This is a genomic window from Promicromonospora panici (genome assembly GCF_900608595.1).
Taxonomy (GTDB): domain Bacteria; phylum Actinomycetota; class Actinomycetes; order Actinomycetales; family Cellulomonadaceae; genus Promicromonospora; species Promicromonospora panici.
The window spans coordinates 89,556-111,597 of record NZ_UWYY01000013.1; the positions used below are offsets into that span (position 1 = coordinate 89,556).

14 protein-coding genes are annotated in these 22,042 nt (G+C 71.5%); 12 read left to right on the forward strand and 2 right to left on the reverse strand.

Annotation, left to right across the window (positions count from 1 at the left end; translation table 11 throughout):
* Positions 1-27: 27 nt before the first annotated feature.
* Positions 28-3,138, forward strand: coding sequence for an alpha-mannosidase (locus EW117_RS16440; RefSeq protein ID WP_129787790.1), 3,111 nt, complete (start codon positions 28-30; stop codon positions 3,136-3,138).
* Here the strand turns inward: EW117_RS16440 and EW117_RS16445 are convergent.
* The gene (locus tag EW117_RS16445; protein ID WP_129787791.1) at positions 3,122-6,151 is read right to left on the reverse strand and encodes a glycoside hydrolase family 2 TIM barrel-domain containing protein; all 3,030 of its coding nucleotides are present in this window, start codon (positions 6,149-6,151) and stop codon (positions 3,122-3,124) included. The genes EW117_RS16440 and EW117_RS16445 overlap by 17 nt on opposite strands.
* A 137-nt stretch (positions 6,152-6,288) precedes the next feature.
* Here EW117_RS16445 and EW117_RS16450 point away from each other — a divergent pair, with 137 nt between their 5' ends.
* The gene (locus tag EW117_RS16450; RefSeq protein ID WP_129787792.1) at positions 6,289-6,951 is read left to right on the forward strand and encodes a TetR/AcrR family transcriptional regulator; all 663 of its coding nucleotides are present in this window, start codon (positions 6,289-6,291) and stop codon (positions 6,949-6,951) included.
* A 4-nt stretch (positions 6,952-6,955) separates the two neighbouring features.
* On the opposite strand, the gene EW117_RS16455 is transcribed toward EW117_RS16450, so the two are convergent.
* Positions 6,956-7,606 (reverse strand): biliverdin-producing heme oxygenase, encoded by a 651-nt coding sequence (locus EW117_RS16455; RefSeq protein WP_129787793.1) that lies wholly within the window; start codon positions 7,604-7,606, stop codon positions 6,956-6,958.
* 253 nt (positions 7,607-7,859) lie between these two features.
* Between EW117_RS16455 and EW117_RS16460 the strand changes: the two genes are divergently transcribed.
* From EW117_RS16460 to EW117_RS16505, 10 genes are all read left to right on the forward strand, one after another.
* Entirely contained in the window at positions 7,860-8,879 is a 1,020-nt protein-coding gene (locus EW117_RS16460; RefSeq protein ID WP_129787794.1) for an ABC transporter ATP-binding protein, read from the forward strand.
* Complete coding sequence (locus EW117_RS16465; protein WP_129787795.1) at positions 8,876-9,919, forward strand: ABC transporter ATP-binding protein; 1,044 nt, start codon at positions 8,876-8,878, stop codon at positions 9,917-9,919. Before EW117_RS16460 ends, EW117_RS16465 begins: the two co-directional genes overlap by 4 nt.
* On the forward strand, positions 9,916-10,869 hold the full coding sequence (locus tag EW117_RS16470) for an ABC transporter permease (RefSeq protein WP_129787796.1): 954 nt from the start codon (positions 9,916-9,918) through the stop codon (positions 10,867-10,869). Before EW117_RS16465 ends, EW117_RS16470 begins: the two co-directional genes overlap by 4 nt.
* A complete protein-coding gene (opp4C, locus tag EW117_RS16475) occupies positions 10,866-11,798 on the forward strand; it encodes an oligopeptide ABC transporter permease (protein ID WP_129787797.1) in 933 nt (310 codons plus the stop codon). The genes EW117_RS16470 and opp4C overlap by 4 nt, the downstream gene beginning before the upstream one ends.
* Before the next feature lie 31 nt (positions 11,799-11,829).
* Positions 11,830-13,050: a M20 metallopeptidase family protein gene (locus tag EW117_RS16480; RefSeq protein WP_129787798.1), complete on the forward strand. Its 1,221-nt coding sequence runs from the start codon at positions 11,830-11,832 to the stop codon at positions 13,048-13,050.
* Between the two features lie 45 nt (positions 13,051-13,095).
* The gene (locus EW117_RS16485; protein ID WP_165362726.1) at positions 13,096-13,752 is read left to right on the forward strand and encodes an ABC transporter substrate-binding protein; all 657 of its coding nucleotides are present in this window, start codon (positions 13,096-13,098) and stop codon (positions 13,750-13,752) included.
* A gap of 8 nt (positions 13,753-13,760) precedes the next feature.
* A complete protein-coding gene (locus tag EW117_RS16490; RefSeq protein ID WP_165362727.1) occupies positions 13,761-15,395 on the forward strand; it encodes an ABC transporter substrate-binding protein in 1,635 nt (544 codons plus the stop codon).
* 81 nt (positions 15,396-15,476) lie between these two features.
* Positions 15,477-16,358, forward strand: coding sequence for an alpha/beta fold hydrolase (locus EW117_RS16495; protein ID WP_129787801.1), 882 nt, complete (start codon positions 15,477-15,479; stop codon positions 16,356-16,358).
* A gap of 246 nt (positions 16,359-16,604) precedes the next feature.
* On the forward strand, positions 16,605-17,996 hold the full coding sequence (gene aspS / locus EW117_RS16500; RefSeq protein ID WP_277986470.1) for an aspartate--tRNA(Asn) ligase: 1,392 nt from the start codon (positions 16,605-16,607) through the stop codon (positions 17,994-17,996).
* A gap of 128 nt (positions 17,997-18,124) precedes the next feature.
* On the forward strand, positions 18,125-21,976 hold the full coding sequence (locus tag EW117_RS16505; protein ID WP_129787802.1) for a DUF4132 domain-containing protein: 3,852 nt from the start codon (positions 18,125-18,127) through the stop codon (positions 21,974-21,976).
* Positions 21,977-22,042 lie beyond the last annotated feature (66 nt).

Genomic DNA, 22,042 nt, shown 5'->3' on the forward strand with positions numbered 1-22,042 from the left:
TGAGCCTTCGACCGACCCGGAGACGTTATGCACCAGAACCAGAAGCTCGTCGAGGAACGCATCCACCGGGTGCTCACCGAGCGGATCACCCCGGCCTGCTACTCGGCCCGGACGCCCGTCACCCTGTCCGCGTGGGAGGTACCCGACGAACCGGTCCCGGTCGCGGAGGCGCTGCTCGCGACGTACTCGGACTTCGCCGTCGGCACCCCGTGGGGGCGGCCGTGGTCGACGTGGTGGTTCCAGGTGACTGGGACCGTCCCCGCCGAGTGGGCGGGGCGCACCGTCGAGCTGGTCGTCGACCCCGGGTTCCAGGGCGACTGGCCGGGCAACCAGGCCGAGGGCCTGGTCTTCACCCCCGACGGCGTTCCCGTCAAGGGCATCCACCCGCGGAACAGCTACGTCCCGATCGCGGACGTCGCCGCGGGCGGCGAGCGGGTGCACTTCTACCTGGAGGCGGCCGCCAACCCGGACATCCTCAAGAACGACTTCGTGCCCACGGCCTACGGGGAGAAGTCGACGGCGCCGGCGGACCAGGTCTACACGTTCGCGACCGCCGAGCTCGCGGTGCTCGAGCCCGAGGTGTGGGCGCTGCGGTTCGACGTCGAGGTGCTCTACCAGCTCGTCAAGGAGCTGCCGACGACGGAGCCGCGCCGGCACGAGGTGCTGCGCGCCCTCGAACGGGCGCTCGACGTCCTGCTGCTGGACGACATCGTCGGGACGGCCGCCGCCGCCCGGGCCGAGCTCACCGGCGTGCTCGCGCGGCCCGCCAATGCGTCCGCGCACGTGCTCAGCGCCGTCGGGCACGCCCACATCGACACGGCCTGGCTGTGGCCGATCCGGGAGACCAAGCGCAAGGTCGGCCGCACGTTCGCCAACGTGCTCGCGCTCGCCGAGCGGTACCCGGACTTCCGGTTCGCGGCGTCGTCCGCCCAGCAGTACGCGTGGATCAAGGAGCGGTACCCCGACACCTGGCGGGGCATTCAGGCCGCCGTCGAGCGAGGCCAGTGGTTCGTCGTCGGCTCGCAGTGGATCGAGCCCGACGGCAACCTCCCCGGCGGCGAGGCGATGGTCCGCCAGCTCACGCAGGGCCTGCGCTTCTTCGAGCGCGAGCTCGGCGTCACCACCCAGGGCATCTGGATGCCCGACTCCTTCGGCTACACCGCAGCGTTCCCCCAGGTCGCGAGGCTGGCGGGGATGGAGTGGTTCCTCACGCAAAAGATCTCGTGGAACCAGACGAACACGTTCCCGCACCACACGTTCTGGTGGGAGGGGATCGACGGCAGCCGCATCTTCACGCACTTCCCGCCGGCCGACACGTACAACTCGACGCTCGAGGGCGAGGAGATCCACCACGCGGTCCGCGAGTTCCGCGAGAAGGGCAGGGCGACGACGTCGCTCGTGCCGTTCGGCTACGGCGACGGCGGCGGCGGGCCGATCCGCGAGATGATGGAGCGCCAGCGTCGCGTCGCGAACCTCGAGGGCTCGCCGCGGGTGCGGATCGAGAGCCCCGACGAGTTCTTCGCCAGGGCGCGGGCCGAGTACGAGGACGCGCCCGTGTGGGTCGGCGAGCTCTACCTGGAGCTGCACCGCGGCACGTTCACGTCGCACGCCCGGGAGAAGCGCGGCAACCGCCTCGTCGAGCACCGGCTGCGCGAGGCCGAGCTCTGGTGGACGGCGGCGGCCCTGCGGGGCGCCGACTACCCCTACGACGCCTTCGACCGCCTGTGGCAGACCACGCTCGTGCAGCAGTTCCACGACATCCTGCCGGGCTCGTCGATCGCCTGGGTGCACCGGGAGAACGAGGAGGAGTACGGCCAGAGCCTCGCGCGGCTCGACGAGCTGCTGGGGCACGCGCTCAAGCACCTGGAGGCGGACGGCGCCGTGGTCAACGCGGCGGACCACGCCCGCGTAGAGCTCGTGCTCGACGAGCACGGCGACCCGGCGGGCCTGGTCAGCGTGCCGGGCCACGGTCTCGCCGCCTTCGAGCCGCTCGAGCCCGCGCAGCCCGTGACGGCCGAGCGCGACGGCGAGCACATCGTGCTGCGCAACGACCTGGTGCGGGTGCGCATCGACGCACGCGGTCTGGTGACGTCGATCGTCGACCTGCGGGCGGACCGCGAGCTTGTGCCCGCGGGCCGCGCGGCCAACCTGCTCCAGCTCCACCAGGACCTCCCGAACGCGTGGGACGCCTGGGACATCGACGCGCACTACCGGCACACCGTGCGCGACCTCGTCGAGGTCGAGTCGGTCGAGATCGTCGAGTACGGTCCGCTGCGCGCGCGGGTCGAGATCGTACGCACGTTCGGCGCCTCCCGCGTGACCCAGCGGATCGCCCTGCACGCCGACGACGCGCGCGTGCACCTCGAGGCGGAGCTGGACTGGCACGAGGGCGAGAAGCTGCTCAAGGCGTCGCTGCCCTTCGTCGTGCACGCGCAGCACCACTCGGCGGAGATCCAGTTCGGGCACCTGCGCCGTCCGACGCACACGAACACGTCCTGGGAGGACGCGCGGTTCGAGGTCGTGGCGCACCGGTGGGTGCACGTCGAGGAGCCGGGCTACGGCATCGGCGTGGTCAACGCCGGGACGTACGGCCACGACATCACCCGGCGGGTCGGCGACGACGGGCAGGTCGAGACCGAGGTGCGCCTCAGCCTCGTCCGGGCCGCGAAGTCGCCCGACCCGCACCAGGACCAGGGGCATCACGTCTTCGCCTATGCGGTGGTGCCGGGCGCTTCCGTCGGCGACGCCGTGGCGGCCGGCTACGAGATGAACCTGCCGCTGCGCCTCGCCGCCGGCACGGCAGCGCGCCCCGCCGAACCGTGGAGCGTCGTGTCGAGCTCGGACCCCGGGGTGCGGATCGAGGCGGTCAAGCTCGCCGACGACCGGTCGGGCGACGTCGTCGTGCGCGTCTACGAGGCGCTCGGGCGGCGCGCCGAGGTGACGTTGTCGGCCGGGTTCGACGTCGCGGACGCCTGGGAGGTCGGCCTCATGGAGAAGCCGCTGACGGCGGACATGCCCCGCGCCCGCTCGCTGGACGTCGCGGCACGCGCGATCACCCTGGGCCTGCGCCCCTTCCAGATAGTGACGCTGAGGCTAGCCCACAACCAAGCCAGGGCGGGGGTCAGCGGAGCGGGGTGAATCGGAGCGTGATCGTGCGGGCTTCTGGGCGCAGGATGTGGTCCGGCCAGACGTCCGGGCCGCAGGCCCGCGAGCCCAGGCCGTTCTGGGCGGCGTCGATCCACAGGTAGACGTGGTCCGAGGCCGGCAGCTCGTGCGGGTGCCCGGCGGCAGTCACCTGCTCGGCCGTGTGCCGGCGCAGTGTGAATCCGGGACGACGCCCCAGCAGGTCCGGCGCCGCCTCGATCCGCAGCCAGGGGCTGCCGCCCTCGAACAGCACGAGCTCACGCAGTGCGCTGCGGTGCCCGCTCTCCTGCGGGCGCGCGTACTCGACGGTGAGATCGTCGACGTCGGCCTCGAACCGGCCGACGAGCGCCGACCGCGCGCTGTCGGGGTACGACTCCCGCTCGCCCGCACCGAACCAGGCCGCGCGGTCGACCGAACCGGGCAGCGCGAACCGCACGCCGAGCCGCGGCCAGTGGATCCGCCAGCCCTCGGTGGGCACCAGGTCGACCCGGAGCACCTCCGCGTCTCCCTCGGTGGTCCACCGCTCCTCGGCCAGCAGCGCCTGCGTGGAGTCGGCGGCGGCGTAGCGCAGCCGGCGGTGCCGGCCGCCGTCGTCGACCGCCTCGGTGCGTGCCGTGAGCCGGTGCAACCCCGCGTCGGTCCAGACCTCGTTGGACGACGGCGCGACGGTCCCGCGCCCGCGGTCCGCCCACGGATCGGCGATGTCGTAGCTGCCGAAGCCGCTGCCGTGGTCGTTGTCGGTGGGCGCCCGCCAGAGCTCCGCGCGCGGTCCGGAGACGGGCAGCCCGGCGAGGCCGCTCAGCCGGCCGTCCGCGAAGGACGCCGCTCCCGTACCGGGGGAGGCCTGCGTCGCGGAGCCGCCGCTCCGTGCCCAGGCGGGAACGGTCGCCGGCCGGGAGAGCTCGAGCTGAGCGGCCGCGACCACGTGCCCGGCCCCGGCCCACACCGTGTCGGCGGCGAGCACGGCCTCGACCGTCAGCCAGGTCTCGGCTCCGTCGTCCGCCGGCCGGCCGGGCCGCGTCACGCGGGTCGTGGAGCCTGCAGCGAGCGGTTCGCCGAGGTCCAGGACGCCGCCCTCGGCGTGGTGCCCGTCGTGCGACACGGACCAGCGCAGCTCGAGGTCGCCGAGGTCGGCGGTGTGGCGACGGTTCTCGATGATGATCCCGCCGCCGTCGAAGGTGATCCCGACCGGCGCCACGACGTGCTTCCACTCGTACAGGCCGGGCGTGGGCGTGTCGTCGGAGAGCACCATGCCGTCCATCACGAAGTTCCCGTCGTGCACGACCTCCCCGAAGTCGCCCCCGTAGGCGAAGAACTCGGTGCCGTCGGTGGTGCGGGTGCGCAGGCCGTGGTCGCGCCACTCCCACACGAAGCCGCCGTGCAGGCGGGGGTACTCGCGCACCAGGTCCTCGTACTGGTCGATCGCGCCCGGGCCGTTGCCCATCGCGTGGACGTACTCGCAGAGCAGGAACGGCTTGGTGCGCTGCCGGGCCGACTCGGCGGCGGTGCAGCCGAGCAGGGCAGTGCGGTCGTCGTCCCGCCCGATGGAGCGGGTCTCGGCGATGGAGGAGTACATCCGCGAGTACACGTCCGTGTAGGCGCCGGTGTAGTCCCCCTCGTAGTGCACGGGGCGCTCGGGGTCGCGGGCATGCACCCAGGCGGCCATGGCGGCGAGGTTCGCGCCGCGGCCGGACTCGTTGCCGAGCGACCACATCACGATGCTCGGGTGGTTCTTGTCCCGCTCGACGGTGCGCTCGATCCGGTCGAGGTAGGCGTCACGCCAGCGCGGGTCGTCGCTCGGGTTGTCGCGCCACGTCTCGTGGGCCCCGCCGCCGCTGTTCTCGAAGGCGTGCGTCTCGAGGTCGCACTCGAGGACGACCCAGAAGCCGAGCTCGTCGGCGAGATCGAGCAGCCGCGGGTGCGGCGGGTAGTGGCTGGTGCGGATCGCGTTGACGTTGAACCGCTTCATCATCGCGAGGTCGGCGCGGGCGAACTCCTCGTCGAAGACCCGGCCACGGTCGGGATGCGTCTCGTGCCTGTTCACCCCGTGGAAGACGACCCGGTGCCCGTTGACGAGAAAGCGGTCGCCCCTGATCTCGACCGTGCGGAAGCCGGTCCGGAGCGTTATCGACTCGGCCGCGTTCGCGACGGTGACGCCGTACAGGCGCGGCACCTCGGCCGACCACGGCTCGACCGAGGGCAGCCGCAGCGGCCGCACCTCGTCGGCGGACTCCCAGGTCACCGAGACGTCGAGCTCCTCGATCGTGAGCGTGAGCGGGAAGGACGCGCCGCGCACCTCTGCCTCGAGGGTTCCGGCTCCGTCGTCGTAGCCGGCGCGCAGCCACACGTCCTCGATCCCGCCGACGGGGCGGGCCTGCACCGACACCGAGCGGAAGATGCCCGGCAGCCACCACTGGTCCTGGTCCTCGACGTAGCTCGCGGCCGACCACTGGTGCACGCGCACCACGATCAGGTTCTCGCCCGGGCGGACGAGCTCGGTGACGTCGAACTCCTGGGCGAGCCGGCTGCCGCTGCCCACGCCGACGGCGGAGCCGTTGACCCACACCTTGTACCGCGACTCGACGCCGTCGAAGCGCAGCACCACGGCCTCGGCGTCCGACCACGACCCGGGCAGGGAGAAGGTGCGGCGGTAGTCGCCGGTCGGGTTCGCGTCGGGCACGAACGGTGGTTCGAGCGGAAACGGCATCTGCACGTTGGTGTAGATCGGCAGGCCGTAGCGGCCGTCCCCCTGCAGCACCCAGTGCGCCGGCACCGGAAGGGTGTCCCAGCCGGAGTCGTCGAAGTCCGGCTCGGCGACGGCCTCGATGCCCTCGCCCTCGGGCAGCGCCCCGGCCGCGCCGGGCGTCCCGGGAGCCCCTGGGAGCAGGCGGAACCGCCAGTCGCCGTCGAGCGAGAGCGTGGGGGCGTCGGTGCTCAGCCATGAGCGGGCCGTGCGGCGCCGTCCGAGACCGGCGCCGGTGTCGGTCAGGTAGGTGGTGGGGTGCAACGGATTCCTCCCAGGTGCGGTGGTCGTCCCGGACACCCTAGCGGCATTTCCGAGTGCGTACTCGAAAATGCTGGGTATCGTTTGGCGGCAATACGCTGACCGCACCCGCAGAGTGACCGCTGAAGGAGACGAGCCGTATGCCGACCGGGCGCGAGCAGGCCCCACGTCAGTCGACCGAGCGCACGACGAGCGAGCGCAGGCGGGTCGCTCGTCGTGGCGCGGGAGCGAAATCGGCCGAGCGGCGCCGATCCATCGTCGAAGCGGCGCATGCCGTGTTCGCCGAGCGCGGCTACCACGCCGGCTCCTTCCAGGAGATCGCCGATCGTGTCGGGATGAGCCAGACCGGCCTGCTGCACTACTTCCCGACCAAGAGCGATTTGCTGCTCGCAGTGCTTCATCGCCGCGACGAGATCACCGTCGACGCGGCTCCCGCGCCGGAAGCAGCTCCCGAACCGGCAGGGCTCATCCAGGGCATCGTCGACCGTGCGCGCGCCAACGAGAGCCTCCCGGGCGTGATCGAGCTGTACGCCGTGCTCTGCGCCGAGTCGATCACCGAGGGACATCCGGCGCGCTCCTACTTCGTCGGCCGGTTCGCCGGTATCCGCACCGCCTATGCCGCCGAGCTCCGCGCCCTGCAGGCCGAGGGCCGGGTCCGGCCCGGGATCGACCCGGACCGGGCCGCGGCGTCACTGGTCGGCCTGTGGGACGGGCTCCAGGTGCAGTGGCTGCTCGAACCGGAGCGGGTCGACGTCGCCGCGTGCTTGCGCGACTACCTCGAGCTGCTGCTCGAGCCGAGCTGACGCTCTAGCAGTGGACCTCGGCGAGGGCCGAGAACACCGCGCGGTTCAGCCGGAACGCGAGCTGAGCCTCCGCGACGGTGGTGGCCACCTCGTCCGCGTCCAGGTCGAGGCCGTCGAGCCGGTCCCGGTACAGGTCCTTGAACACCTTGACCTTCGGGATGTCGGGGAAGGTGTAGAACGCGAGCCCTCCGTCGGCCAGATCGTAGTGGCGCTCGATCATGCGCTTGACGATCTGGCCGCCCGACAGGTCGCCGAGGTAGCGCGTGTACGCGTGCGCCGCGTAGTGCGGCAGGCTGCCCCCGACCTCGCGCACGCGGTCCGCGTACTCCCGCGTCGCGGGCAGGATCCGGATCTCCTCGCGCCACGACGGCCCGTACAGGTAGGCCAGGTCGTGCTCGATCGCCGGGACCCGGTTGAGCTCGTCGAAGACAAGGCCGGCGGTCCGGTCGTCGGTGTGGACGGCGGAGCTCGCTCCCTCGAGAGCCTCGTAGACCGCGAGCTGCTGGGCCGCGAGGTCGGCGTAGGCGGCCCGGGTCAGCGCGCCGGACATGAGCTGCTCGATGAACGGTTCGGTCTCGGCGGCCGCGTGGTCGGCGCGTGTGCCCTCACGGAGCAGGGCGGACAGGGGGACATCTTCCTCGACGGGCAGGCTCACAGGGTCTCCTCCGACGCAGCGCTGACGTGCTGACAACGTGTCATCACGTGGCGATCATAGCAAGCCAAGTTAGGTCAGCCTAACTTCGGCTGCCGTAACCCTCGGGCTCGGAACTTCTGTCATTCGTGACGTAATCGCGCAGTCACACAGGCGCCGATATGGGAACGCGGGTGAAACCGCCCCCGAAGCCGGGTGAAACACCCCGCTGTTTGACTCCGACGAATCGTCGCGATCGATCGGGGAGTGAGGCACTGTGGGATCCCTGCTACAGGTCAGAGGACTGAGGACCGAGTTCGGATCGGACGCCGGCTCCGCGGTCGCGGTCGACGAGGTGAGCTTCGACCTCGACCGGGGCGAGACCATCTGCCTCGTCGGGGAGTCGGGCAGCGGGAAGTCCGTCACCGCTCTGTCGATCATGGGACTTCTCCCGCGCAACGGGCGGGTGACGGACGGCGAGATCCGCTTCGACGACGTCAGTCTGCTCGACCTGTCCGAGCCCGAGATGCGCGAGAACCGCGGCAACTCGCTCGCCATGATCTTCCAGGAGCCGATGACGTCGCTGAACCCGGTCCTGACGATCGGCGACCAGCTGACCGAGGGCATGCTGCTGCACCTCGGCCTCTCCCGTCAGGACGCCGCGAAGCGCGCCGTCGAGCTCCTGGAGCTGGTCGGTGTGCCCCGCGCCGAGCAGATCGTGCGGGACTACCCGCACCGGCTCTCCGGCGGGATGCGCCAGCGCGTCATGATCGCCATGGCGCTGAGCTGCTCGCCCGCCCTCCTGGTGGCCGACGAGCCCACCACCGCCCTGGACGTGACCATCCAGGCGCAGATCCTTGCCCTGATGAAGAGGCTGGCCGCGGCCTCGCAGACCGCCACCATCCTCATCACCCACGACCTCGGCGTCGTCGCGGAGATGGCCGACAAGGTGGCGGTGATGTACGCGGGCCAGGTGGTCGAGGAGGCCGACGTCTTCGAGCTGTTCGACCACCCCAGGCACCCGTACACCGTGGGCCTGATGAAGTCGATCCCGCACCTCGGCGCCGACGACGACGCCCGGCTCGAATCGATCCCGGGCTCCGTGCCGGCGCTGGCGAACATGCCGAGCGGCTGCCGCTTCCAGGACCGCTGCCCGTCGGTCATGGACCGGTGCCGCGCGGAACGCCCCGACCTGCTGGAGACGAGCACCACGGGCAAGCACCTGGTCCGGTGCTTCCTCTACTCGGGCGAGCAGGCCGCCGTCCGCGACGAGACGACGACGGCGGTGGCGTCATGAGCGCGACCGAGTTGACCACCCGCAAGGCGCGCGAGCGCGCCGGGGTGCCCGACGGCCAGCCGCTGCTGAGCGTCCAGGACCTCACGCTCCACTACCCGATCCGGGGCGGGATCGTCTCCCGGCAGACCGGCACCGTGCGCGCGGTGGACGGCGTCAGCTTCGACGTGTTCCCCGGCGAGACCCTCGGCATCGTGGGGGAGTCCGGCTGCGGCAAGTCCACCACGGGCCGGGCGATCATCCGGCTCGAGAACCCGACCTCGGGCGCCGTCGTCTTCGAGGGCCGCGACCTGGCGGGTCTGAACACCCGGGAGCTGCGGCGCGTGCGCCTCGACCTGCAGATGGTCTTCCAGGACCCGTACTCCTCGCTCAACCCGCAGAAGCGCATCGGCGACCTCCTCGCCGAGCCGCTGCTCGCGCACCGCCGCGCCTCGCGCAAGGTCGCGGGCGAGCGGGTCACGGAGATGCTCGACCGGGTCGGCCTGTCGGCGCAGTTCAAGGGCCGGTACCCGCACGAGCTCTCCGGCGGCCAGCGGCAGCGGGTCGGCATCGCGCGGGCGCTCATGCTCGACCCGACCCTCCTGGTCCTCGACGAGCCGGTGTCCGCGCTCGACGTCTCCATCCAGGCCCAGGTGCTCAACCTGCTCCGGGACCTGCAGACGGAGCTCGGCCTCACCTACGTCTTCATCTCCCACGGCCTGGGCGCCGTGCGGTACATCAGCGACCGGATAGTCGTCATGTACCTGGGCAAGGTCATGGAGGTCGCGACGACGGCGGACCTGTTCGCCGGCCCGCGCCACCCGTACACGGAGACCCTGCTGGACGCCTACCCGGCGCCCAACCCCCACCAGCGCGGCAGGGAGCGGATAGTCGTCGAGGGCGACGTGCCCAACGCGGCCAAGCCGCCGTCGGGCTGCGTCTTCCATACGCGCTGCCCGTTCGCGCGCGAGAAGTGCCGCACGGAGGAGCCCCGGCTCACGGGCGGCGCGCAGGGCGGCAGCCACGCCTTCGCATGCCACTTCCCGCTCGGGGAGGCCGCGTGACCACCTACATCATCCGGCGGATCCTGATCTCGATCCCCGTCCTCCTGGGCGTCACCGTCCTCAACTTCTTCATCGTCCAGCTCGCGCCCGGCAGCCCGGCCGACCTCTACCTCGACCCCAACGCCTCGCCCGACTACAAGGAACGCGTGGAGGCCGCGCTCGGCCTGGACCAGCCGATCATCGTCCAGTACCTGAACTGGCTCGGCCAGCTCCTGCGCGGCGACCTCGGCCTGTCCTACGTCTCCCGCGCCCCGGTCGCCGACGTCATCGGAGCCCGGATCGGCCCCACCCTCCTCCTCATGGGCGCGTCCCTCGTGGTGGCGTACGCGATAGCGGTCCCGGTGGGCATCCTCGCCGCCCGGCGGAAGGGCACCTGGGCCGACTACACGGTCGTCGGCGGAGCGTTCTTCGGCGTCTCCGTGCCGAACTTCTTCCTCGGCCTCGGCCTGATCTACATCTTCTCGCTGCAGCTCGGCTGGCTCCCCACCGGCAACATGGTCACCATCGGCGGCGGTGGCGGCGGGCTGTGGGACGGGCTGAGCCACCTGATCCTGCCCGTCATCGTCCTGTCGACGGCGATCGCCGGGAACATGGTCCGGTACGTCCGGTCCTCGATGGTCGACGCCCTCTCCGAGGACTACATCCGCACCGCGCACGCCAAGGGGCTAGCGCCCGGCGTCGTCACCCGCAAGCACGCCCTGCGCAACGCGCTGATCCCGCTCGTCACCGTGCTCACCGTCGACCTCGCCGGCCTGCTCGGCGGCGCCGTCGTCACCGAGCAGATCTTCCAGTGGCCCGGCCTGGGCATGCTCACCATCCAGGCGATCTCGTCCCGCGACTACTCCGTGCTGATGGGCGTCAACCTCATCGCGGCGCTCGCGGTCTTCGGCGCGAACCTCCTGGCCGACATCGTCTACGCCGTCGTCGACCCGCGAATCGAGTACTCATGAGCGCAGCCACCACTCGGACCGCGGCCGCCGCCCGGAGCGCGGCCGCCCGCGCCGTCGCCGCGAGCCTGGGCAGGGAGGAGTCCTACCTGCGGAGCGTGGTCCGCAGGTTCTTCAAGCACCGCCTCGCCGGCATCGGGCTGGTCGTCTTCGTGGCGATGATCCTCGTGGCGGTCCTCGCCCCGCTGATCGCGCCGCACGACCCGAACCAGATCTTCGACGAGTTCCAGGCCGCGCCGTCGTCCGCTCACCTGCTGGGGACGGACCCCGTGGGCCGGGACGTGCTCAGCCGGCTCGTCTTCGGCACCCGCGTCTCGATCACGGTGAGCGTCGGCGCGGTCTCGGTGTACGTGGTCATCGGCGTCTGCCTCGGCCTGGCGGCCGGGTACTACGGCAAGGTGGTCGACGCCGTGCTGATGCGCGTCGCCGACGTCTTCATGTCGTTCCCGTACTTCATGGTCATCCTGATCCTGGTCGCCGTCATCGGCCCGAGCCTGCTGAACATCACGCTCGCGATCGGCCTCCTCGGCTGGCCGGTGATCTCGCGCCTCGTGCGCGGCTCGGTGCTGTCGATCAAGAACCAGGACTACGTCAAGGCGGGCGTCTCGCTCGGGTACAGCACGCCGAAGATCCTGTTCCAGCACATCCTGCCGAACGCGCTCTCGCCGATCATCGTCAACGCCACGTTCGGGATCGCGAACGCGATCATCCTCGAGTCCGGCCTGAGCTTCCTGGGCCTCGGCGTGCGACCGCCCGCCGCGTCCTGGGGAAACATGCTCAGCGACGCCCAGTCGATCACCGTCATGACCAGCCAGCCGTGGCTGTGGCTGCCGCCCGGCATCGCGATCTTCGTGACGGTGCTGGCCATCAACTTCGTCGGGGACGGGCTGCGCGACGCGCTGGAGTCCCGCGAGACCAAGTCCCATCGCTGAACACACGCAGATCAACACTGAGGGAGACAACGTGGGCTTCGTTGACGACGCAGCACTGATTCACGACGACCTCGTCGCCCTGCGACGGCGGATCCACCAGCACCCCGAGCTCGGCCTGCACCTGCCGCAGACGCAGGCCGCGGTGCTCGACGCGCTGGAGGGCCTGCCGCTGGAGATCACCACCGGCACGGGCCTCAGCTCCGTCACCGCCGTCCTGCGCGGGGATCTCGTGGGGCCGACCGTCCTGCTGCGCGGCGACATGGACGGCCTGCCCGTCGTGGAGGACTCGGGGGAGCCGTTCGCCTCGACCACCGGCACCATGCACGCGTGCGGGCACGACCTGCACGTCGCCGGTCTCGTCGGCGCGGCCCGCCTGCTCAGCGCCCGGAAGGCCGACCTGGCGGGCACCGTCATCTTCATGTTCCAGCCCGCCGAGGAGGGTCCCGGCGGCGCGCTGCCCATGATCGAGGAAGGCCTGCTCGACGCCGCCGGCACGCCGGTCGACGCCGCGTTCGGCATCCACGTCTCCGCGATCGAGGACAAGGGCCTGTTCCTCACCAAGCCCGGCACCTCCATGGCCGGCGCGAACGTGCTGCGCGTGACCGTCCACGGCAAGGGCGGCCACGGCTCGTCCCCGTGGATGTCCGTCGACCCGGTGCCGGTCGCCGCCGAGATCGTCGGCGCCCTCCAGTCCTATGTCACCCGGCGGCACAGCGTCTTCGACCCCGTCGTCGTCACTGTCGGCCGGCTGCAGGCCGGGACCGCGTTCAACGTCATCCCGTCCACCGCCGAGATCGACGCGTCCGTGCGCACCCTCTCCCGCGAGACGTTCGAACAGGTCTCGGCCGAGCTGCCGCAGCTCGTCCAGAACGTGGCCGCCGCCCACGGCTGCACCGCCGACGCCGACTTCCAGCAGCTCTACCCGGTCACCGTCAACGACCCCGAGATGTGGGACCACGCCAAGGAGGTCCTCGCCGGCCTGTACGGCGAGGACCGGGTGACCGAGCGGCCCGACCCGATCATGGGCTCCGAGGACTTCTCCTACGTGCTCGAACGGGTGCCCGGCTGCTTCATCCACCTCGGCGCCCGGCCCGACGACGTGCCCGCGGACGGAGCGCCGTCGAACCACTCGGCCAAGGTCCGGTTCGACGACTCCCTGCTCGGCGAGCAGGCGGCGGCGCTCGCGGAGCTGGCCGTCACCACCATGGCAAAGCTGTCGGCCTCCCCCGCCGAAGCGGTGGCGGCGGCCTGACCCGAGGTCATCTGGCGAAGTAGTCCCGACGAAAGAAGGTACGACGTGTCCCGTTCCACCGTTCATCCGCGGCGCGCGGTCTCACCGCGGGTGCCGTCGCGAGCGCCGGCCGTCGTCGTCGGCGCTACCCGCGGACTTGCCCTCGTAGTCACGCTCGCCCTCGCCGCCTGCGGCGGCGGCTTCTCCGAGGAGCAGGCCGCGGACGCCGACGGCGAGGACCGGACCCTGCGGTTCGTGGTGCCTACGGGCAATGCGATCCGGGAGCAGTCGGCGGACATCATCCTGCAGAACCTCGAGGCCGTCGGCTTCACGGTCGAGCAGTCCAACTTCGACTTCCCGACCGTGCAGAGCATGGCCCGCGAGGGCGAGTTCGACCTGCTGCTCATGGGCTTCACGTTCAACGTCGACCCGGACATGTCGGCGCTGTACAGCAGCTCGGGCGCCTTCAACTACATGGGCTACGACAACCCGCGCGTGGACGAGCTCCTCGCCCAGGGCAAGGCCGAGCCGGACCCGGCCGCGCGCGAGGAGATCTACCACGAGCTGCAGGCCATCTGGCAGGAGGACATGCCGATCATGACCACCTACTCCGACTACGCGACCAGCGTGGTGAGCAACGAGCTGACCGAGGGCGGCGCCGCGCCGTTCTGGCCGGGCACGCTCGCCGATCTGCCACAGTGGCAGCTCGGGGGTGCGTCGTGAAGGCCGTCGTGAGAGCCAGGGCGGCGCTGCCCGCGTCGGTTGTCGTGCTCGCGCTGGCCGCGTGCGGTGGCGGGTTCTCCGAGGGGCAGGCGGACGGCGGCGCCTCCGCGGGCAGCGGGGCCGACGGCGAGAGCCTGGTCATCGGGAACATCAACCCGGTCGCCAGCTTCAACCCGATCAACCAGACGGACGTCGCCGGCCAGTGGGCCAACGAGTTCGTCCTCGACTCGCTGCTCGACCAGCCCGAGCCGCTCCAGTTCGCCCCGGAGCTGGCCACGTCCATCGACACCGAGGACAACCAGACCTACACGGTGCACCTCGACCCCGAGGCCACCTGGTCCGACGGCGAGCCCGTGACCTCGGCCGACGTCGCCTTCACGCTGAACCTCATCGCGCACCCGGCGTCCGTCACCTCGCTCGGCACCAGCATCTCCTCGCTCGACGGCGTCGACCCCGTCACGGGCAAGCTGCCGGAGGGGGAGACCGAGATCCCCGGCGTGACCGTCGTCGACGAGCAGACCGTCGAGCTGCGGACGGCGCAGCCGGTGGACCCGAACTACATCAGCGAGATCATCGGCAGTCGCCTCTTCATCCTCCCGGCGCACCACCTGGAGGACGTCCCGCCCGCCGACTTCGGGGAGAGCGGGTTCGCCCAGCTGCCGGACGTCACCTCGGGCCCGTACACGTTCGCGGACTACACGAAGGACGTGTCCATCGAGTACACGGCGCGCGAGGACTACCACGAGGGGACGCCAGAGGTCCCGAGCATCGCCGTCCGCATCATGCCGGCGGCGAACCTGGCGGGTGACCTGCAGGCGGGGGCCATCCACATGAACTCGGGCGGCGGCATCGGCAACATCCCGGTCCAGGACCTGGCCACCGTCGAGGGCCTGGACAATGTCACGACGCGCATCGACGAGACGCTCGGTGTGCAGTTCATCGAGTTCAACGTCGAGACGATCCCGGACGTCGACGTGCGGCGCGCGATGGCCCACGCCATCAACCGCGAGCAGATCGTCGACCAGCTGCTGCAGGGCAACGGGCAGATCGTCGACGGGCCCTACACGAGCCAGAGCCCGTACGTCGACACCGACCTGGAGCCGCTCGGCTACGACCCCGACCTGTCGCGCGAGCTCCTCGACGGCACGGACTTCGACGAGGACACCACGCTCCGCTTCGTGGTCCCCACGGGTAACGCGATCCGGGAGCAGTCCGCGGACATCATCCTGCAGAACCTGGAGGCCGTCGGCTTCGAGGTCGAGCAGACGAACGTCGACTTCCCGACCCTGCTGACCATGGCGGACGCCGGCGACTACGACATGCTCCTGATCGGCAACACGTTCAACATCGACCCCGACGTGACGTTCATGTACGGCTCGCAGGGCTCCAGCAACTACACGGGCTACTCGAGCGAGCGGGTGGACGAGCTCCTGGCCCAGGCCAAGAGCGAGCCCGACACGGACGCGCGCGCAGAAATCTACGACGAGCTCCAGGCCATCTGGCAGGAGGACCTGCCGCAGCTCGGGCTCTACTCCGACCACGCGGCGTCCGTCGTGAGCAATCGCGTCGCGGAGGGCGGGGCCGCCCCGTTCTGGCGCGGCTCGCTCGCCGACGTGCCGCGGTGGTCGCTCGGCGACATGTGACCGGCCGGGACACCCACGCCCCGCGGGGCCTTGGGCAGCCCCGGGGATGTGGGTGTCGCGGTCTATGGTCGTGGCGTGCCCATGACTTCGCCCTCCGCCAAGCCGTCTTCCAGCACCCGATCGCTCCTGCCCGAGCCCGTCTTCGTCGACGTCGGCGGGACCGGCGTCGCGACCTACGTGCTCGAGCCGGCGGACCGGAAGCCCGTCGCCGACGTCGTGCTCTGTCACGGCACCCCGTGGTCCGTGCAGGTGTGGGCTCCGGTGGCGCTCGCGCTGAGCCGGGACCACCGCGTGTTCCTGTGGGACATGCCGGGGTACGGCGCATCGCCGAAGGACGCGGCGCAACCGGTCGACCTCGTCGCCCAGCGCGAGCGGTTCGCGGCGCTCCTACGGCACTGGTCGCTGGACCGGCCGCACGTCGTGGCGCACGACATCGGGGGAGCGGTAGCGCTCGGCGCCCATCTCCTGGAGGACGCCGACTTCGCGAGCCTGTTCCTGCTCGACATCGTGATGCTGGACCCGTGGGGGTCGCCGTTCTTCCGGCTCGTGGCGGAGAACGAGTCGGTCTTCGCGGCGATACCCGGACCGCTGCACGCCGCGCTCACCAAGGAGTACATCGCCGGCGCCGCGAACCAGGGCCTGCCCGCCGAGGCCATCGAGATGCTCACCGAGCCCTGGCGCGACGAGGCCGGGCAGGCGGCGTTCTACCGGCAGATCGCCCAGCTCTCGCCCGCTCACACCCGGCCGATCGTGGGCCGGCTCGGCGAGGTGCGCTGTCCCGTCCGGGTCGGGTGGGCGACCGAGGATCCGTGGATCCCGTTCGAGCAGGCCGGGCGGCTCCGTGGCGCGCTTCCGGGCGCCCCCGAGCTCGTGGAGTTCCCGGGCCGCGGTCACCTGGTCCCTCTGGAGGACGCCGACGCGGTAGGCCGGGCGGTGCGCCAGTGGCTCGCCGTCGACCACTGACATTCGTGTCGCGAGACGTGGGCGTCGGAATGGGGTGGCGGGTCTATCCGTGGCTGGCGTAGCGTTTGCTGTGGCTGGCGTGAGGCGTGACGAACCTCGGCCCGGGTGACCGGGCAAGCGCCTGCCCGCGCGTTCGGCGGACCGACGAGAGGCCGGGGTTCCCGGCAAAGGAGTGGTGGCACCGCGATCTGGCCCCCGCCCGCTCCTCCAGGGCTTTCGCTCTCTGGAGGACTGATGAGACCACCTTTGCCATCCCCGAGCACGTCTGCCGACGCCGCCAGCACCACCGCTGGCCACCGCGGAGGCACCCCTGCGAGCCATCTCGCCCGCACCCTCGCGAGCGACCTTCCCGTCGTCCCGCCGGGGTCGGCCGTGCGTCTGCAGGGCTGGGTCCACCGCCGTCGTGCGCTGGCGACCGTGACGTTCCTGGTGCTGCGCGACCGCACCGGCTTCGCCCAGGTGGTGGTGCGCTCCGGCGTCGGGCAGACGCTGGAGGTGCCGCCCGAGGAGACCACCGTCGAGGTGACCGGCACCGTGACCGCGAACCCGCAGGCTCCGGGCGGTGTGGAGGTCACCGAACCCGTCTTCACACCGCTGACGGACGCCGCCGAGACCCCGCCCGTCGAGCTGTGGCGCCCGGCGCTGACCGCCGGGCTGCCCACGCTGCTCGACCATGCCGCTGTCGCCTGGCGGCATCCCGCGCAGAAGGCGCGCTGGGAGGTCGCGGCGGCGAGCCTGCGCGGGTTCCGCGCCACGCTGGACGCCGCCGGCTTCACCGAGGTCTGCACGCCCAAGCTCGTGGGCACGGCGACCGAGTCGGGGGCGAACGTGTTCGCAGTCGACTACTTCGGCCGGCCCGCGTACCTGGCGCAGTCGCCGCAGTTCTACAAGCAGCAGATGGTCGGCGTCTTCGAGCGGGTCTACGAGGTGGGCCCGGTGTTCCGGGCCGAACCGCACGACACGGTGCGGCACCTCGCGGAGTACCGCTCGCTGGACGTCGAGCTCGGGTTCATCCGCGACCACCGCGACGTGCTCGCGGTGCTGCGCGAGGTGATCGCCGGGATGGCCGACGCCGTGCGCGGCTCGGGGGCCGCGGACCGGCTGGGTATCGAGGTGCCCGAGGTCCCGGCCCAGATCCCGGTGCTGCACTTCGCCGACGCCCTGGAGCTGGTCGGGGCGCCGTCCGACGAGCCGGACCTCGCACCCGAGCACGAGCGGGCGCTGGGGGAGTGGGCGCTCGCCGAGCACGGGTCGGACTTCGTCGCGGTCGAGGGGTATCCGATGGCGAAGCGGCCGTTCTACACGCACCCGGAACCGGGCTCCGGTCCGGGCCCGGGCGCCGGCTCTGTTTCCGGAACTGAGCGGTGGAGCAACAGCTTCGACCTGCTGTTCCGCGGGCTCGAGCTGGTCACGGGCGGACAGCGCCTGCACAGGTACGCCGACTACGTCGCGGCGATCGAGGCACGCGGCGAGGACCCGGCGTCGTACGCGCCGTACCTGGCGGCGTTCCGGCACGGGATGCCGCCGCACGGCGGGTTCGCGATCGGGCTGGAGCGGTGGGTGGCGCGCCTCGTTGGGGCGGCCAACGTCCGCGAGGTGACGCCGTTCCCGAGGGACCTGCACCGCCTGGTCCCGTAGGGAGGGGACCAGCACGGGTGCCCGCGTCACGGCGCCCGTGCTGGTCACCAGCCTGGCATGTCAGTGGTCACCGCTAACTTGTGGCGCGCACTGCTTATGCGGTGCGTCACAGGGGTGAGGTGTGCCCTGTGCCCGACGGCTGGGTGAGGAACGAGATGCTGCAGGAGCTGGTGGACCGGGTAAAGGGCGGCGACACGACGGTGAAGGCGGTGCGTGACGCACTGGCCCCGCTGAAGCTGCTGAGCACCGGGCTGTACGACGACGCCGTCGGGTACGTGCTCGAGGGCTCGACACCCGAGGTGCTCGTGAACGTGCAGCAGTCGGGCAACACGAGCCTGGACGGCTTGTTCGGCGCACCCCTCAAAATCTGGTCGGGGTGGGTGTCGCCCGACGTCATCAAGCAGGTCGCGGCGGTGCACAAGGGCTGGAGCGAAGGCTTTGGCATCACGGCGCGCGGGCGCCTCTACGCGTCGGCCGACGTGGCGGTGCTGGCCCGCCTGGGCCGGCTGCTCGCGCAGGTGTGCCGCACCGACGAGGCACCCGACGCGGTGCCCGAGTGGTTCTACGTCCTGGTGTACGACGGGGCACGTCGGGGGACCAACGAGAGGCACCGCTCCGGCAAGTCGGTCGCCGAGGTCGCCGCCCGGCTGACGCCCGCGTTCCTGGAGCAGGTCGCCGTCGAGGGCGGGATACCTGCCGCCGATGCGGCACGCACCGTCCTCATGGCGATCCTGTACCGGGGAACCAACGAGCGTTCCTGGTACCAGGACCCGCGCCAGGCAATGGCCGGGCGCCAGGAGTTCGACCGGTACGTGACCGAGCACGTCGGCATGCTCGCCGACGTCACGGCCCAGCTCGGCGCGCACGGCAAGCAGGAGGTGCTGAACCGCATCGGGAAGCGCACGGCCGAGGCCGGGCTGGTCGAGATCGTGGCGACGCTCGCCGTGGACAAGGCGAAGGGCGTGCGGACGAGGGCTCTGAGCCACCTCGCCGTGCATGACGACGCCGCGCAGGTCGCACTGCTGCGGCCCTACCTCGCCAAGGTTCCTACGGGACAGCTGGGCGAGGTGGTCACGCGGCTGGTCGGCCTGGACGGCGGTATCGCCGCGCTCGAAGACGCATTGGCCGCGCTCCGCGACGAGAACGGCAAGGTGGCGGCAGGCCAGAGCGCACGGGTGCGGCTCCTTGCGCAGACCGTGGAGCGGTCCCGCGCCCTGGACGACTCCAGCACGGATGCGGGCACGGACGCGGGCAAGGACTTCACGATCGAGGTCCCCGGGTACGAGCCCTTCCCCGAGCCGGTGGTGGAACCCGGCTGGGCGGCCGGGGCCCGCAAGGTGCTCGACGAGCAGATCGCCAAGGCACGCGTCCAGCTCGATCTCGCCAAGCGCGGCGGCAACGCGAACAAGTACTGGGCCGAACGCGCGCAGCGCAGCCTCAAGGAGCTCCTGTCGATCACCGACGCCAACCTCGCGGCTGTCCCGGACCGTGTGACCGGTGCCGTGGCCACCACGAACAAGACGCGCCGCCAGAACGCCGTGCTCTTCCAGTGGCTCGCTGGCGAGCTCCGGAACCTGTTCACCGAGCCCGGGCTCATGCTGGCGATCCGCGTGCTCACGCTCCAGGACGGGGACACACGGCGGAACTTCGTGTGGCCCCTGCGGCCGTACCTCGACCAGGCCACCGACCTGCGCCAGGTCCACGACGGACTTGCCCGCGCCGGGGTGCCGAACGCCGACGAGCAGGTCCGCGACATGGTGTTCCAGACCTGGTGGGCCGGCGAGGTGCTCGCGCCGTCCGTGGTCTGGCCCTACTTCGCCGAGCGCATAGAGGTCCTGGACCGCTACCTCGGTACGGAGGAGCCGTACCGCAACGGCACCGGCACCGCGCTGCGGCTCCTGCGGGAGTTCCCCGCCGTCCCGCCGAGCCTGCTGCCGCGGCTCACGGTGCTCGCGCTCGGGACGGGCAAGACGCACCGCCGCGCCGCCCAGGAGGTGCTCGAGGCGCACGCCGGGGCACGCAACCTGGCCGAGCAGGCGCTCGCCGACCCCAAGGCCGAGGTACGTGCCTCGGCGGCGGCCTGGCTCTCACGGATCGGTGACCCGGCGGCGGTGCCGGCCCTGCGTGCCGCGCTGAAGAAGGAACGCCGGGAGGCCGCGCGCGCCACGCTGCTCTCCGCGCTGGAGACCCTCGGCGACGACATCTCGGCCGACCTCGCGCCGGCGGTCCTGGCGGCGGAGGCCGCCAAGGGACTGGAGAGCAAGCTGCCGGCGAGCCTCGACTGGTTCCCGTTCGACCAGCTTCCCGAGGTGCGCTGGGCCGGCTCTGCCGGTGAGTCTGCCGGTGAGCAGGGCGCCGTCGTGCCGCGCGACGTCGTCCGCTGGTGGGTGGTGCTAGCCACCAAGCTGAAGGCACCGAGCGGTGAGGGCCTGATCGCCCGGTACGTCGGACTGCTGGACGCCGCGTCCCAGGCCGCGCTCGGCTCGTTCGTGCTGCGTGCCTGGGTGGCTCAGGACACCCGGGGCCCGTCGGTCGAGAGCTCCCGTGCGTACGCCGACCGGCACGCGCAGTCGCGCTGGACCAGCCTGCAGGCCTCGATCAAGCAGTACCCCGAGTACTACGCCAACCAGGCGGGACAGACCGTCGAGGACCTCTGGAAGAGCCTCTACCGGCAGGACCAGGCCACCTACCTCGGCTCGGCCACGCAGGAGAAGGGGCTGCTCGCCCTCACGGTCGGGATGCCCGGAGCCGAGCTCGCCACCACCGCACAGCACTACTTCGCCGCCCACAAGGGCCGCCGCGCGCAGGCCGAGTATCTCGTGCGGGCACTTGCCGCGAACGGCGAGGGGGCAGCGGTGCAGCAGCTCCTCGCGGTCTCGCGCCGGTTCAAGCAGCGCACCGTCCAGGAGACCGCTTCGGCGCTCGCCCAGGACATCGCCGACCGCAACGGCTGGGACGCCGACCAGCTCGCCGACCGCACGGTCCAGACCGCCGGCTTCGACGACGACGGCATCCTGCGCCTGGACCTCGGCTCGCCCGACGGCGAGCGCGTGGTCACCGGGCGGATCACCGAGGCGTTCACACTGGAGCTGCGCAACCCGGCGGGCAAGGTCGTCAAGGCCCTGCCGGCCCAGCGCGCGTCCGACGACGACGAGGCGTACGCCGAGGCGAAGAAGCAGCTCAAGGTGTCGCGTGCCGAGCTGAAGGCCGTCGTGGCGCTGCAGACGCAGCGCTTCGCCGAGGCCATGGTCACCGGCCGCACCTGGGTGTACGCCGACTGGCGCGAGTTCGTCCTGGGGCACCCGCTCATGTCGCGCCTTGCCGCGCGGCTGGTGTGGGCCGCTGAGCTGCCGGGCGTCTCGGAGGCGGTGACGTTCCGGCCCGGCGACGGCGGCGCGCTGATCGGCGTCGACGACGAGGACGTCACCCTCCCTGACGATGCGCAGGTTTCGCTGGTGCACGCGGCCACCCTCGGGGACGACGACGAGTCGGGTGCGCCGGCCTGGCGCTCCCACCTCGCCGACTACGAGGTCACGCCGCTGTTCGACCAGGGGCTTGGCGCCGAGGAGCCGGGGGCACAGGCGGGTGCGCTGCCCGAGGTGGCCGACGTCGCCACCGCGATCGAGACCCGCAAGGGCTGGCTCAGCGACTCGTTCACGATCCGCGGCCGGGCCACGAAGCTGGGGTACACGCGGTCCCAGGCGGAGGATGCCGGCTGGTTCAGCGCCTACTGCAAGGAGTACCCGACGCTCGGCCTCACCGTCGAGCTGGAGTTCACCGGCGCGTTCCTGCCCGAGGAGAACATCACGGCGGCCATGCGGGAGCTCGCGTTCCGCCGCACCGGCACGTGGGGCGAGCGGGGACGCCTCGCGATCAAGGACGTGCCGAAGGCACTGCTGGCGGTGTCCTACCGGGACTACCTGACCGTCGCCGACGGCGGTGCCTTCGACCCGGACTGGGAGAAGAAGAGCGAGTACTGAGTGAGGGCGGAGCACTGAGAGACAGCACAGCGAAGACGCAACCGATCAGCGGGAAGAGGCGAGCGG

What these genes read in the sequence shown, in the direction of transcription:
- EW117_RS16440 (WP_129787790.1), top strand. Translation starts at nt 28, where the DNA reads ATGCACCAGAACCAGAAGCTCGTCGAGGAACGCATCCACCGGGTGCTC.
- EW117_RS16450 (WP_129787792.1), top strand. Translation starts at nt 6,289, where the DNA reads ATGCCGACCGGGCGCGAGCAGGCCCCACGTCAGTCGACCGAGCGCACG.
- EW117_RS16465 (WP_129787795.1), top strand. Translation starts at nt 8,876, where the DNA reads ATGAGCGCGACCGAGTTGACCACCCGCAAGGCGCGCGAGCGCGCCGGG.
- opp4C (WP_129787797.1), top strand. Translation starts at nt 10,866, where the DNA reads ATGAGCGCAGCCACCACTCGGACCGCGGCCGCCGCCCGGAGCGCGGCC.
- EW117_RS16495 (WP_129787801.1), top strand. Translation starts at nt 15,477, where the DNA reads ATGACTTCGCCCTCCGCCAAGCCGTCTTCCAGCACCCGATCGCTCCTG.